The sequence below is a fragment of the Type-E symbiont of Plautia stali genome, from assembly GCF_059731115.1.
Genome location: NZ_AP035906.1, coordinates 2440258 through 2454026 on the forward strand (window position 1 = coordinate 2440258; position 13769 = coordinate 2454026).

General features: G+C 52.7%; 13 protein-coding genes. 8 read left to right on the top strand and 5 right to left on the bottom strand.

The features are described from left to right. Positions 1-13 precede the first annotated feature (13 nt). The 3 genes from prmC to hemA are packed head-to-tail and all read right to left on the bottom strand — an operon-like array spanning position 14 to position 3224. Positions 14-844: a peptide chain release factor N(5)-glutamine methyltransferase gene (gene prmC, locus AC6I8L_RS11210; protein WP_058960215.1), complete on the bottom strand. Its 831-nt coding sequence runs from the start codon at positions 842-844 to the stop codon at positions 14-16. Next, positions 844-1926, bottom strand: coding sequence for a peptide chain release factor 1 (prfA, locus tag AC6I8L_RS11215; protein WP_034824272.1), 1083 nt, complete (start codon positions 1924-1926; stop codon positions 844-846). The genes prmC and prfA overlap by 1 nt, the downstream gene beginning before the upstream one ends. 41 nt (positions 1927-1967) lie before the next feature. After that, entirely contained in the window at positions 1968-3224 is a 1257-nt protein-coding gene (gene hemA / locus AC6I8L_RS11220; RefSeq protein ID WP_058960216.1) for a glutamyl-tRNA reductase, read from the bottom strand. Positions 3225-3441: 217 nt separating this feature from the next. On the opposite strand from hemA, the gene lolB reads away from it, so the two are divergent. The 4 genes from lolB (at position 3442) to AC6I8L_RS11240 (ending at position 7405) form a co-directional block, all read left to right on the top strand. Beyond that, on the top strand, positions 3442-4065 hold the full coding sequence (gene lolB, locus AC6I8L_RS11225; RefSeq protein WP_034824277.1) for a lipoprotein insertase outer membrane protein LolB: 624 nt from the start codon (positions 3442-3444) through the stop codon (positions 4063-4065). Then, on the top strand, positions 4065-4919 hold the full coding sequence (ispE, locus tag AC6I8L_RS11230) for a 4-(cytidine 5'-diphospho)-2-C-methyl-D-erythritol kinase (RefSeq protein WP_167347109.1): 855 nt from the start codon (positions 4065-4067) through the stop codon (positions 4917-4919). Before lolB ends, ispE begins: the two co-directional genes overlap by 1 nt. Positions 4920-5056: 137 nt before the next feature. Continuing rightward, complete coding sequence (prs, locus tag AC6I8L_RS11235) at positions 5057-6004, top strand: ribose-phosphate diphosphokinase (RefSeq protein WP_034824282.1); 948 nt, start codon at positions 5057-5059, stop codon at positions 6002-6004. A gap of 225 nt (positions 6005-6229) precedes the next feature. Further along, on the top strand, positions 6230-7405 hold the full coding sequence (locus AC6I8L_RS11240) for a GGDEF domain-containing protein (protein ID WP_058960218.1): 1176 nt from the start codon (positions 6230-6232) through the stop codon (positions 7403-7405). On the opposite strand, the gene ychH is transcribed toward AC6I8L_RS11240, so the two are convergent. Then, positions 7402-7677 carry a stress-induced protein YchH gene (ychH, locus tag AC6I8L_RS11245; RefSeq protein ID WP_058960219.1) on the bottom strand — a complete coding sequence of 92 codons (276 nt, stop codon included), beginning with the start codon at positions 7675-7677 and terminating at the stop codon, positions 7402-7404. The two genes, AC6I8L_RS11240 and ychH, sit on opposite strands and share 4 nt — an antisense overlap. Before the next feature lie 260 nt (positions 7678-7937). Here ychH and pth point away from each other — a divergent pair, with 260 nt between their 5' ends. The 4 genes from pth (at position 7938) to AC6I8L_RS11265 (ending at position 12168) form a co-directional block, all read left to right on the top strand. Continuing rightward, positions 7938-8525: an aminoacyl-tRNA hydrolase gene (gene pth / locus AC6I8L_RS11250; protein ID WP_034824288.1), complete on the top strand. Its 588-nt coding sequence runs from the start codon at positions 7938-7940 to the stop codon at positions 8523-8525. A gap of 111 nt (positions 8526-8636) precedes the next feature. Next, entirely contained in the window at positions 8637-9728 is a 1092-nt protein-coding gene (gene ychF, locus AC6I8L_RS11255; protein WP_034824290.1) for a redox-regulated ATPase YchF, read from the top strand. A 406-nt stretch (positions 9729-10134) separates the two neighbouring features. Beyond that, a complete protein-coding gene (locus tag AC6I8L_RS11260; RefSeq protein WP_058960220.1) occupies positions 10135-11112 on the top strand; it encodes a DUF1852 domain-containing protein in 978 nt (325 codons plus the stop codon). A gap of 27 nt (positions 11113-11139) precedes the next feature. Beyond that, positions 11140-12168 (top strand): methionine synthase, encoded by a 1029-nt coding sequence (locus AC6I8L_RS11265; protein ID WP_058960221.1) that lies wholly within the window; start codon positions 11140-11142, stop codon positions 12166-12168. A 117-nt stretch (positions 12169-12285) separates the two neighbouring features. Here AC6I8L_RS11265 and AC6I8L_RS11270 read toward each other — a convergent pair whose 3' ends face one another. Beyond that, positions 12286-13704, bottom strand: coding sequence for a 6-phospho-beta-glucosidase (locus AC6I8L_RS11270; protein WP_058960222.1), 1419 nt, complete (start codon positions 13702-13704; stop codon positions 12286-12288). Positions 13705-13769 lie beyond the last annotated feature (65 nt).

Genomic DNA, 13769 nt, shown 5'->3' on the forward strand with positions numbered 1-13769 from the left:
GTGCTTCCTTAAATCAAAAAAATTGCCCAAGTGTGACGCGCGGATTGCCGCCATAATCGTTAATGCTGCTGACCTGCTGATAGCCGTGCTGCGTCATGATGGCGCGCACAGCTTCATCTTGTTGCCAGCCGTGCTCCAGCAACAGCCAGCCGCCAGGCTGCAACCACTGTGGAGCACGGTGAATAATCAAACGTAAATCGGCCAGCCCGGCTTCATCGGCCACCAGTGCACTAAGCGGTTCAAAGCGCACATCTCCCTGCTGCAGATGTTCATCGGCGGCATCGATATAAGGCGGGTTACTAACGATGAGATCGAAACACTGGGCGGGAATGTCATCGAACCAGTGGCTGAGCTGGAAACGCGCATTGCTAATGTGCAACCGCTGAGCATTCTCTTCCGCCAGCGCCACGGCTGCTGGGATACGGTCGCAGCCCAGCACCTGGCAGTCAGGACGTTCACTCGCCAGCGCTAACGCGATGGCTCCGGTGCCGGTGCCAAGATCGAGCAAGGAGGACGGTGTTACGGGAATACGTAAGAGCGCCTGTTCCACCAGCACTTCGGTATCCGGACGCGGAATTAATGTGGCATCATTGACGCGCAACGGCAGCGACCAAAACTCACGCTCGCCCACCAGATGCGGAATCGGTTCGCCTTTCACCCGACGCGCCAGCAGCGCATCAAGTTCGGCAAGCTGAGTAGCGTCGAGTTCATGATCGTCAAACGCCACCAGCCAGCTGCGTGATTTTCCCGTTACGAATCCCAGCAAAATCTCCGCATCCCGCTTCGGGCTGTCTCCGCCACAGAGCGCGACCACTGCGTGCTTGAGCCAGTGGCGAATCATCATCAGTCTTGTCCAGCCAGCGCGGCCAGCTGATCGGCCTGATACTCCTGCACAATCGGCTCGATCAGCGTATCCAGCTTCCCTTCCATGGTTTCATCCAGGCGGTACAGCGTCAGGTTGATACGATGATCGGTAACACGACCCTGCGGGAAGTTGTAAGTGCGGTTACGGTCCGAACGGTCGCCGCTGCCCAGCAGGTTACGGCGGGTTGAGGCTTCAGCAGCGTTACGCTTGGCGGTTTCGGCGGCATGAATACGCGCACCCAATACCGCCAGCGCTTTGGCTTTGTTTTTGTGCTGGGAACGTTCGTCCTGACACTCAACCACAATACCGGTGGGCAAGTGGGTAATACGAATCGCTGAGTCGGTGGTGTTAACGTGCTGACCACCGGCACCAGAGGAGCGGAAGGTATCGATCTTCAGATCGCCCGCGTTGATTTCCGGCATTTCTGCTTCCGGCAATTCTGGCATCACCGCCACGGTGCAGGCAGAGGTATGAATACGGCCCTGAGATTCGGTTTCCGGGACGCGCTGAACGCGATGACCGCCGGATTCGAATTTCAAACGACCGTAAGCGCCTTCACCATTAATTCGGGCGATAACTTCTTTGTAGCCGCCGTGCTCGCCTTCGTTGGCGCTAATGATCTCGACCTGCCAGCGGCGTGCTTCGGCATAACGGCTGTACATACGGAACAGATCGCCTGCGAAAATTGCCGCTTCATCTCCGCCGGTTCCGGCGCGCACTTCCACAAAGCACGAACGTTCATCATCGGGATCTTTTGGCAGCAGCAGCACCTGAAGCTGTTGTTCCAGCACTTCACGCTTCTCACGCGAAATTTTTAACTCTTCGTTAGCCATTTCACGCATTTCAGGATCGTCGAGCATCATTTCAGCTGTTTCGATATCTTCCTGCACCTGCTGCCAGTCGCGGAAGCAACGGGTCACATCGGTCAACTGTGCATATTCGCGTGATAAGGCGCGAAAACGTTCCTGATCGCCAATGACGCCGGCATCGCCCAGCAACGCTTCAACTTCTTCGTGGCGTTCCTGGAGGGCTTCCAGCTTGGCAACAATAGAGCTCTTCATGTAATAGAGGGTATCCCAGTGATAGGTCGTGACAGACCAGATTACTCTAAACCGAGGCTGTCACGTAAGATCTGCAGGCGTTCGTTGTCGCCATCGCGCGCGGCCTGCTGCAGTGATTTGGTTGGTGCATGAATCAGACGGTTGGTCAGCTTGTGCGCTAACTCTTGCAAGACTTTCTCGGCATCTGCGCCCTGACGCAGTGCGGCAATGGCACGCTCCTGCAACTCGGCACGCACGTCGTCCGCCTGTGAACGATATTCGCGAATGGTGTCGCCCGCGCTTTGCGCACGCAGCCACGCCATAAATTCGCCACTTTCCTGCACAACAATGCTTTCGGCCTGGACTGCAGCGGCTTTGCGTTGTGCCATATTCTGCTCGATGATCGCTTGCAGATCATCGACGCTGTACAAATAGGCGTTCGCCAGCTTACCCACTTCAGGTTCGACATCACGCGGTACGGCGATATCCACCAGCAGCATCGGCTGGTTGCGACGTGCTTTCAAAGCGCGCTCCACCATGCCTTTGCCAATAATCGGCAGCGGGCTGGCAGTAGAAGAAATAATGATATCCGCATCGGCCAGACGGGTTTCAATATCACCCAACCCAATCACTTCTGCGCCCACCTCATCGGCCAGCAGCTGCGCACGCTCGCGGGTGCGGTTGGCAATCATCAACTTCTGCACTTTGTGTTCACGCAGATGACGCGCCACTAACTCGATGGTTTCTCCGGCGCCCACCAGCAACACGTTGACCGTGCTGAGTGATTCGAAGATTTGACGCGCCAGAGAACAGGCGGCGAAGGCGACAGAGACCGCGCTGGCACCGATTTCAGTTTCGGTGCGAACACGTTTAGCGACGGAGAAGGTCTTCTGGAACATGCGCTCCAGCTCGCTGCTTAGCGCATGGTCACGCGAAGAATCAGCATGGGCCTTTTTAACCTGGCCGAGAATTTGCGGTTCGCCCAATACCAGCGAATCCAGACCGCTGGCAACGCGCATCAGATGGCTGACGGCGGCGTTGTCCTGATGCCAGTAAAGGCTGGCACGGACATCCTCTTCACGCAGATCGTGATACTCGCACAACCAGCGCACCAACCTCTCCTGCAAATCTGTCTGCTGCTCTACGCTGAGATAGAGTTCAGTACGATTACAGGTTGAGAGCACCACACCACTCTGAACCATCGGCTGGGACAACAGGCTATTCAGAGCCTGATCCAGCGTGTCTGGCAGAAACGCAACGCGTTCGCGCAGCGCAACAGGTGCGGTTTTGTGGTTGATTCCGAGAGCAAGCAGCGTCATGGTGATTCGGGTTGGGATGTCCCAATATTTGTCAGGGCTTTGTGAAGCGCATTCTACAAGATGCCACAGATCAAGAAAAGCCATACAAAGGCTATGACTGTAATAAGATTAAACTGATCGTGCGCAATTATCCTTACATCGGCATTGACGGCATAGTATTGGATGGTTAGCGTTATCGGTTACGAAGTAAAAACGTGTCTGAGGAGACGACCACGTGATGCATTTGCCCCCGCGCAAGCTGTTGCGCCTTTTGCCCCTTGCCAGCGTATTGCTGGCTGCTTGTAGCATCAACAAACCACAAGGTCCTGGCCCCAGCACCACCTCACCGCAATGGCAGCAGCATCAGCAAGCCGTTGAGAAAATCACCCAATATCAAACGCGTGGCGCTTTTGCCTATCTTTCCGATAAGCAAAAAGTCTATGCGCGCTTTAACTGGCAGCAAACCGCCGCCGATCGCTATCGTCTGTTGTTAACCAATCCGCTGGGCAGCACCGAGTTGCAGCTGGATGCGCAGGGGTCGGTGGTGCAAATTGTCGATAACAAAGGCAAGCGCTATGTGAGCAATGACGCTGAGAAGATGATTTCACAGTTGACCGGCATGGATATTCCGCTGGCGAATCTGCGTCAGTGGATGATGGGTCTGCCGGGTGATGCCACGGATTATCAGCTCAATAGCAGCTATCAGTTGCAGAGTGTGAATTACAGCCGTAATGGCCAGCAGTGGAAAGTGAACATCTCTGATTACGACAGCAAGGTCAATCCACCGCTGCCGGCCAACCTGGAACTGACAGAAGGTGGTCAGCGTATCAAACTGCGCATGGATAGCTGGACCACGCAATGATCACCACCTGGCCTGCTCCGGCAAAACTGAATCTGTTTCTCTACATTACGGGCCGTCGCGCTGACGGCTACCACAATCTGCAAACGCTGTTTCAGTTTCTTGATCACGGCGACACGCTTGATATCACGCCTGACAGCAGTGGGAACATTACACTGCTGACGCCGTTAGCGGGCGTCTCCGATGACGATAACCTGATCGTGCGGGCGGCGCGGATGTTACAGCAAGCCGCGGTCGTTCGCGGTACGCTGCCCGAAAACGCGGGTGCGGAGATAGCCCTGGAAAAACGTCTTCCGATGGGCGGCGGACTGGGCGGAGGCTCTTCCGATGCCGCGACCGTGCTGGTGGCGCTGAACCATTTATGGCAAACCGGGCTTAGCGTGGATGAGTTAGCCACCCTTGGCGTGCAGCTTGGTGCTGATGTTCCGGTATTCGTGCGTGGTCACGCCGCCTTTGCCGAAGGGGTTGGCGAGGAGATTCAGCCTGCTGAACCGGAAGAAAAATGGTATCTGGTGGCTCATCCTGGTATTAGCATCGGCACGCCGGATATCTTTCGTGATCCAGACTTGACGCGCAATTCACCGATACGCACATTAGATGAACTGTTACAGCGTCCTTTTCACAATGATTGTGAAGCTGTGGCAAGAAAACGTTTTCGCGAGGTTGATGCGCTGCTTTCCTGGCTGCTAGAATACGCGCCGTCGCGCCTGACCGGGACCGGATCTTGTGTATTTGCTGAATTTAGCACCGAATCCGCTGCTCGTCAGGTGCTGGAGCTTGCCCCGAAATGGATTTGCGGATTTGTGGCGCGCGGGCTTAATATCTCGCCGTTGCAACGCACCCTTTCCGGGCTCTAAGCGTTTGCGTGACAGTGCCACCCTGTTCCAGGCACTGCACGTGACGCATTAACACACCCGTATGAACGACTTCAAAAGTATTCGCCGGTTACTTTTGAAACGTTCATTCTCTGGACGCCAAGCCTGAGGTTCTTCTCGTGCCTGATATGAAGCTATTTGCTGGTAACGCCACCCCGGAACTAGCACAACGTATTGCCAACCGCCTTTACACTAGCCTCGGAGACGCCGCTGTCGGCCGTTTCAGCGATGGTGAAGTAAGTGTACAGATCAACGAAAATGTACGCGGTGGTGATATTTTCATCATCCAGTCCACCTGTGCCCCCACCAATGATAATCTGATGGAGCTGGTTGTGATGGTCGACGCGTTGCGTCGGGCTTCTGCTGGTCGTATTACTGCTGTTATCCCTTACTTTGGTTATGCCCGTCAGGACCGCCGCGTGCGTTCTGCTCGTGTGCCTATCACCGCCAAAGTGGTTGCCGATTTCCTCTCCAGCGTGGGTGTTGACCGTGTTCTGACGGTTGATCTGCACGCCGAACAGATCCAGGGCTTCTTCGATGTCCCGGTTGATAACGTGTTCGGTAGCCCAATCCTGCTGGAAGATATGCTGCAGATTGGCCTGGAAAACCCGATTGTGGTTTCTCCGGACATCGGCGGCGTCGTGCGTGCGCGTGCTATTGCTAAGCTGCTCAATGACACTGATATGGCTATCATCGATAAACGTCGCCCGCGTGCGAACGTTTCTCAGGTGATGCACATCATCGGTGACGTGGCAGGTCGTGACTGTGTACTGGTCGACGATATGATCGACACCGGCGGTACGCTGTGCAAAGCAGCTGAAGCGTTGAAAGAGCGCGGCGCGAAACGTGTCTTCGCTTATGCGACTCACCCCATCTTCTCTGGTAACGCGGTCGAAAACCTGCGTAAGTCAGTGATCGATCAGGTTATCGTGTGCGACACTATTCCGCTGTCAGACGAGATGAAAGCCCTGCCAATCGTGCGTACCTTAACGCTCTCTGGCATGCTGGCCGAAGCGATTCGCCGTATCAGTAACGAAGAGTCCATCTCCGCAATGTTCGAACATTAATACATTGCATGAAACCGGGCCCCGCGCCCGGTTTTTATTCCCAACAATCCGCTTCATTTACCGATTAAGCCGCTCTCGCTACAGATATTTTCGCGATAAATTTCGTTAAAATTCGCTATTCTCCCTGCCTTACACTCTTTTCATTCGACACGCGATGCTGCACTTTAGCGGGCCATTGATTAGTGGTATTTTTCTCCACACTTTTTTCTGAGAACTCCGACCACTATGACTCTCGACATTTACACACTATTTGTTTGCGAGCTCTATGTGCTGGGTTTTTTGAGCATTATTTTGGTGTTCGCCTGGGTGGGTGCGCAGTACGATCGCGTGCTGGGGTTCACTACGCTGGCGCTCACATTGACCCTGACAGCGGTGTTTCTCAGCAGTCTGCGCAGTGCTGGATTTGTTTTTCTTCCCATCGCTGTCGGCAACGTGGTGATGATGCTGGCCTATGGCAATCTGCTGAACGCTTTTCGAGCATTCTGCAATAAACCTCTCGGATTCAGCTGGTTAGCGGCTGCATTGTTATGGGCCATTCTATGTACGTTCCCGCAGTTTTACGCCAGCCAACCTAAACGCGTTTTAGTCATATGTCTGCTTTGCATTATTTACACCGGTGCCCTGATTCGCCTGTTGTGGCAATCGCGCGATGCACTGCAGGTGACCTTTTGGCCGGCGCAGATGTTGCTGTGGATCCATCTGCTGTTTCACGTGGCGCGCATTTTCCTGGATGACGCCATCGCTACGCCGGTGCGCGGCGCGATAGCCGGTTCCAGTTTTTCGGTGTACGTGATTCTAGAATCCATTCTGTTTGTGATTGGCCTGACGTTTACCATTCTGGCGATGGTCAATGAGCGCACGCAAATAGCTCACAAACGAGCCTCGCTTCACGATCCCCTGACCAGCGTCTGGAATCGTCGCGCCCTGTTCGAGCAAGCCGACAGATTAGTGGTGCGTAACACGCGAAATCCCCAACCGCTGGTTTACACCGCTGTGCTGTTTGATCTTGACCATTTCAAAGGCATTAACGATCGTTACGGCCATCTGCAAGGTGACCGCGTATTAATCGATTTTTGTCAGGTGGTGCAGGCGTTGCTGCCCGCAGAAAGTCATTTTGCCCGTCTGGGCGGTGAAGAGTTTGCGGCGATTCTGCCGGGCAATAGCGAGGATGCAGAACGGGTGTGTGAGCGTATCCGTCTGGCGACACAGCTGTCGCAGCCCAACGACGTCTGCTATACCGTGAGTATTGGCTATGCTACCGCTAACCATCGCGATCACACCTTCCCGATTTTACTCGGCCTGGCGGACGAAGCGTTATACCGTGCAAAAGCCAGTGGCCGTAACCGCGTCGAACGTTATTTCGTGCAGTTACAGCCGGTGCAGGAAGCCGCTCTCTCTTAATGTGAAGAGTGATTGCGGCGGCAGCGTTTGTCACCGTAATGGCGTAACCAAAAGTAGCGGTCTTCGACACGCTCACGTCCGCTGACGCGTGCCCCCGCCAGCCACAGCAGTGCCCCGACAAAGATGCTGAACATAGCACCATGTGCGAGGAACTGCGGCAGATTTAACGCAGGCAGCTGATTAATAATGGAATAGCCGACGCCTAATACCATCGTCAGTAAACCTAAACACATCAGGCCATTACCTAAATAGCGGCATTGTTGACGTTTCATGATTCACCTCCATCCTTATGAAAAAAGCAAAACAGCACATATGGTTAACTTGTCATAAGTTTAGGCAATGACTGCCGGTTAAGTTGCGTACAGGATCACACATCCTTCACAATCTCTGACATTTCTTTACGGCCAGAGGCTTGATTTCGATAGAAATTGATAAGTCACGCAGAGGTATCATCTGTACTCAGCACCCTTTGTCATCGCCGCTTGCAGGCAGTAAACTATCGCCCTTTCCGCAGCAAGACAGGATAAACATCGTGAGCAGCATTAAACTGATTGTGGGGCTGGCCAATCCCGGCGCTGAATACGCCGCAACGCGCCATAACGCAGGTGCCTGGTATGTGGATTTGCTGGCCGACCGGAACAATCAGTCATTGAAAGAGGAGCCGAAATTCTACGGCTACACTGCACGCCTGTCACTGGCGGGTGAAGATGTCCGTTTGCTGGTGCCCACTACTTTTATGAACCTGAGTGGCAAAGCGGTTGCGGCAATGGCGACCTTTTATCGCATCGCACCGGAAGAGATTTTAGTGGCACACGATGAACTGGATCTGCCTCCTGGCATCGCCAAATTCAAACAGGGCGGTGGTCATGGCGGGCATAACGGTCTGAAAGACATCATCAGCAAGCTGGGCAATAACAATAATTTCCATCGCCTGCGGGTTGGCATCGGTCATCCCGGCGATCGCAATAAGGTTACCGGCTTCGTGTTAGGCAAACCGCCTGCCAGCGAGCAAAAACTGATTGACGATGCCGTGGATGAAGCGGTGCGCTGCACAGAACTGTGGCTGAAAGAAGACAAAATCAAGGCGATGAACCGCCTGCATGCGTTCAAGGCTGGCTAAGCCCAATTCCCGCGCCGCAGAAGGCAATTCTGTGTATAATGCGCGAAATTTTTTGAATCTGTCGGCGCTGCCAGCCAGTGCCGTACACTCAGTGAGAAAGGTAATCAGACCATGGGATTTAAATGCGGTATTGTGGGCCTGCCGAACGTCGGTAAATCCACTCTGTTCAACGCGCTGACTAAAGCGGGTATCGAAGCAGCCAACTTTCCGTTCTGCACCATCGAGCCAAACACCGGTGTGGTGCCAATGCCCGATCTGCGCCTCGATCAGCTGAGCGAAATCGTTAAGCCACAGCGTGTTGTGCCGACCACCATGGAATTCGTCGATATCGCCGGTCTGGTGAAAGGCGCATCCAAAGGTGAAGGCCTCGGTAACCAGTTCCTGACCAACATCCGTGAAACCGAAGCTATCGGCCACGTGGTGCGTTGCTTCGAGAACGACAATATTATTCACGTTTCCGGCAAAGTGAACCCGGCGGAAGATATTGACGTTATCAACACTGAGCTGGCGCTGTCCGATCTGGATACCTGTGAACGTGCCATTCAGCGTTGTCAGAAGAAAGCCAAAGGCGGCGACAAAGATGCTAAAGCTGAGCTGGCTGCATTAGAGAAGTGCCTGCCGCATCTGTCCGAAGCGGGCATGTTACGCGCGCTGAAACTGGATGCAGACGAGAAAGCGGCCATTCGCTACCTGAGCTTCCTGACCCTGAAGCCAACCATGTACATCGCCAACGTCAACGAAGACGGTTTTGAAAACAACCCGTATCTTGATCAGGTGCGTGCGATTGCAGAAGCCGAAGGTTCAGTGGTGGTGCCGGTGTGCGCAGCCGTTGAATCTGACATCGCTGAGCTGGATGACGAAGAGCGTGACGAGTTCATGGCGGAATTGGGTCTGGAAGAGCCGGGTCTGAACCGCGTGATCCGTGCAGGTTATGCCCTGCTCAACCTGCAAACTTACTTCACCGCTGGCGTGAAAGAAGTGCGTGCGTGGACCATCCCAGTGGGTGCCACCGCGCCGCAGGCTGCCGGTAAAATTCATACCGACTTCGAGAAAGGCTTTATCCGTGCGCAAACCATCGCGTTTGATGACTTTGTCACCTACAAAGGTGAGCAAGGCGCGAAAGAAGCCGGCAAGATGCGTTCAGAAGGTAAAGAGTACATCGTGAAAGATGGCGACGTGATGAACTTCCTGTTCAACGTCTAATCTTCAAGTCGATGATTTGACCCTGTTGAATTAAATTCAGCCAAAAAAATCCACGCCTGGCGTGGATTTTTTATTTCCCATTAGGTAAATTCTTCCGCGTCGCCTCCGGGCGTGCTGACCATCACATCGCTTTAATCTCTGGTCTAACAAACATTCAACGCTCGCTTTTCCGCAAAAAATCCCCCTTCTGACCACCCTGCTTCAGAGTGTGAACCCGATCATGAAATTGGCTCATGCAGGTTTGAAGTTTAATCACTTTCAATCACTGAGTGACTCTGGCATAAAATTCGCATTGTTATTGACTTAAGACAATGTGAAATCTACCGCAGGTGATAGGCCGCAGTATCAGGTCTACCCGCCTAAAGCCGGAAAGGTTTTGCAGCTGAAATCAGGATACCCGAGCATCATGAGCAACGATTTTGCATTTTCAATTAAGAGCAGCGTTTTCGATGAGAACTACAATCCATCTGAAAATACGCGCATCACCACGAACTTTGCTAACCTGGCACGTGGAACCCATCGCCAGCAGAATTTGCGCAATGCCTTAATGATGATGAACAACCGTTTCAACTCTCTGGCGCACGCGGACAACCCAAAAGGCGATCGTTATGCCGTTGAGCTGGAAATCATTTCTGCGGAAATTGATATTGAAGGCAATGGCAAAACCTTCCCGGTGATCGAAATCCTGAAAACCAATATTGTTGATCGCAAAACTCAGCAGCGTACCGATGGCATCGTAGGCAATAACTTCTCGTCCTACGTGCGTGATTACGATTTTAGCGTGCGTCTGCTGGCGGCCAATAACAATAACTCCGGTTTCAGCCTGCCGGAAGGTTTCGGTGATCTGCACGGCAATATCTTTAAAAGTTTCGTCAACTCGGCGGCTTATCAGGAGCGCTTTAATAAAAAGCCAGTAATCTGCCTGAGCGTATCGAGCAAGAACACCTATCATCGCACTGACTATCAGCATCCGGTATTGGGCTTTGAATATCAGCAAGATGAGCTGTCTCTCACCGACCATTACTTCGGCAAAATGGGATTGCAGGCGCGCTACTTCATGCCTGAAAACAGCGTCGCGCCATTAGCTTTCTATTTCACCGGTGACTTGCTGAATGATTACACGGATCTGGAACTGATCGGCACCATCAGCACCATGGAGACGTTCCAGAAGATTTACCGCCCGGAAATTTACAATGCCAACTCTGCCGCAGGCCAGTGCTATCAGCCAAGCCTGACACATGGCGACCATTCATTAACGCGCATTGTTTACGATCGAGAAGAACGCAGCCGGTTGGCTATTGAGCAGGGGAAGTATACGGAAGAGCACTTCATCAAACCCTATCAAGACATTCTTGAGCAGTGGTCTGCACATTACGTTCTTTGATTAAGCCAAAATAAAAGGTTATTGATTATGAAATTGTTATTGCCTACTTCAACGGCAGGAAGCTTACCGAAACCGGCCTGGCTTGCTCAACCTGAAACGCTGTGGTCGCCATGGAAATTGCAGGGTGATGAATTAGCCGAGGGCAAAAAAGATGCCCTGCTGTTATCCCTGCAGGATCAGCAATTAGCGGGTATTGATATCGTCAGTGATGGTGAGCAAACGCGCCAGCACTTCGTCACCACCTTTATTGAGCATCTCAGCGGCGTTGATTTTGAAAAACGTGAGATTGTGAAAATTCGCAATCGCTATGACGCCAGCGTGCCGAGCGTGATCGGTGAAGTAGTGCGTAAAAAGCCGGTGTTTGTTGAAGATGCTAAATTCCTGCGCCAGCAAACCAAACAACAGATTAAGTGGGCTCTGCCAGGCCCAATGACCATGATCGATACGCTTTATGATGGTCACTACAAAAGCCGTGAAAAACTCGCCTGGGAATTTGCCAAAATTCTTAACCAGGAAGCCAAAGAGTTAGAAGCAGCCGGTGTTGATATTATTCAGTTTGATGAACCCGCATTTAATGTGTTCTTCGATGAAGTGAATGACTGGGGCATTGCCGCACTGGAAAGAGCCGTTGAAGGTCTGAAGTGCGAAACCGCCGTGCACATTTGCTATGGCTACGGCATTAAAGCGAATACCGACTGGAAAAAGACGCTTGGCACTGAGTGGCGTCAGTACGAAGAAGTGTTCCCTAAACTGCAAAAGTCTTCTATCGATATCATTTCACTGGAAGCGCAGAATTCGCGCGTGCCAATGGATCTGATTGAGCTGATCCGTGGCAAAAAAGTGATGGTCGGTGCCATTGATGTGGCGACCAACACCATTGAAACTGCGGAAGAAGTCGCTGATACCTTGCGTAAAGCACTGCAGTTTGTCGACGCCGATAAGCTTTATCCTTCTACTAACTGCGGTATGACGCCACTGTCGCGCCGTGTTGCCAGAGGTAAGTTGGAAGCCTTGAGCGCGGGTGCTGCTATCGTACGTGACGAACTCACCGCGTAATGCTGATCCACTCACCGCCCAACAGGACGGTGAGTGCTTTTACCGGTGCCCAGCGATGTTCAAACGGGCACCGTCTTCAGTCTCCTTTCTGCCTCATTCGATCCTGATAAAACCTCATCACGCCTTATGCGCGTGCGCTTGCCTGTCGGCCAGTAACTGATCGACGAAGGTAGCGATCTCCGATTTGGTCTGCTCAATCTCCGCAATTTTGCTGGCGAACTTCGGCAAATAGGCTTTATGGGCATACAACAATTGATCCAGAACTTTTATCGCCGTGTCGCCCGCCGGAATCAGCGGATTAATGGTGAAAGCGTGTAATGCCGCACCGTAATCTCCAGTAACGGCGGCTTCAATCACTGTTTCCTCCATGGCTTTCATTAACTGAATCATGCCGCGCGCCGCAGGCGGTAACGCTCCCCAACGCAGCGGTTCTGCGCCATGAGAAGTAATCGCAGCGGTGACTTCTACCACGCAATCAAACGGTAAATCGGCAATCGCGCCGTTATTGCGCGTTGAGACCACCATTAATTTTCCGCTGTTATTTTGAATCGATGCAATGAGATCGCAGGCCGCGTCGCTGTAATGCGCCCCGCCCCGCTGACTTAACTCTTCAGGCTTGTAATTAAGGTTCACGTCTTTATATAACTCGAACAGCCGCGCTTCGGTTTTCTTCACCACTTCAGCACGCGTTTCATACTGTTCGAACTCTTCGATGGCATGAGCGAGCATTGGTTCCTGCAGGTAATAATAGCGGTGATAACCACAGGGCAGCAGGCCGAGATGTTTTACCTGATCGTAATTAAAAGGAATCTGATGAATATTTTTCAGCCCTTCATCGCTTGTTTCCTGCTGGTCTGGGGAATATATTTTATCAATCAGTTCGGCGGTGCGTTCATTGCCCTGCTGATCCCAGACGCGATGCCAGTGGAAATGGTTAAGTCCGGCAAACTTGAAATAGAGATCTTTCTCTTCCGCACCGAGCACGCTGCAAGCCTGAGTGATATGGCCGAACGGCACATTGCACAGGCCAACGGTTTTTTCCCACTTGCCATATTTAATCGCCGCTTCGGTGACCATGCCTGCCGGATTAGTGAAATCCACCAGCCAGGCGTTGGGGCACAATTGACGCATATCCTCGATAATGTCGAGAATCACCGGCACCGTGCGAAACGCTTTAAATATCCCGCCCGGGCCGTTGGTTTCCTGACCCAGCAAACCATTGGCCAACGGAATCACTTCGTCTTTTAAGCGCGCGTCCAGCAACCCCACGCGGAACTGGGTGGTCACGTAATCCGCATCCTTTAACGCTTCCTTGCGATCGAGAGAAAGATGCACCTGCCAGTCGAGTTTGGCAGCCGCGATCATGCGCTTTGCCATACTGCCGACGATTTCCATCTTCTCTGCGCCGTCCTCAATATCGACCAGCCACAACTCGGCAATCGGTAACTGCTCCTGACGCAGGATAAGTCCTTCAATCAACTCAGGCGTATAGCTGGAACCCCCACCGATAGTGACAATCTTGATCTTATTTGGCATAGGATATAACTCCGTTTGGTTGCAATCAGGTGAGCAGAAGCGCCGTTTCAGGCAGCATCAGGCCT

Bases quoted from the DNA above. Each gene is read 5' to 3' on its own strand.
- prmC (WP_058960215.1), bottom strand. From the start codon at position 844: ATGATGATTCGCCACTGGCTCAAGCACGCAGTGGTCGCGCTCTGTGGC.
- prfA (WP_034824272.1), bottom strand. From the start codon at position 1,926: ATGAAGAGCTCTATTGTTGCCAAGCTGGAAGCCCTCCAGGAACGCCAC.
- hemA (WP_058960216.1), bottom strand. From the start codon at position 3,224: ATGACGCTGCTTGCTCTCGGAATCAACCACAAAACCGCACCTGTTGCG.
- lolB (WP_034824277.1), top strand. From the start codon at position 3,442: ATGCATTTGCCCCCGCGCAAGCTGTTGCGCCTTTTGCCCCTTGCCAGC.
- AC6I8L_RS11240 (WP_058960218.1), top strand. From the start codon at position 6,230: ATGACTCTCGACATTTACACACTATTTGTTTGCGAGCTCTATGTGCTG.
- ychH (WP_058960219.1), bottom strand. From the start codon at position 7,677: ATGAAACGTCAACAATGCCGCTATTTAGGTAATGGCCTGATGTGTTTA.
- ychF (WP_034824290.1), top strand. From the start codon at position 8,637: ATGGGATTTAAATGCGGTATTGTGGGCCTGCCGAACGTCGGTAAATCC.
- AC6I8L_RS11260 (WP_058960220.1), top strand. From the start codon at position 10,135: ATGAGCAACGATTTTGCATTTTCAATTAAGAGCAGCGTTTTCGATGAG.
- AC6I8L_RS11265 (WP_058960221.1), top strand. From the start codon at position 11,140: ATGAAATTGTTATTGCCTACTTCAACGGCAGGAAGCTTACCGAAACCG.
- AC6I8L_RS11270 (WP_058960222.1), bottom strand. From the start codon at position 13,704: ATGCCAAATAAGATCAAGATTGTCACTATCGGTGGGGGTTCCAGCTAT.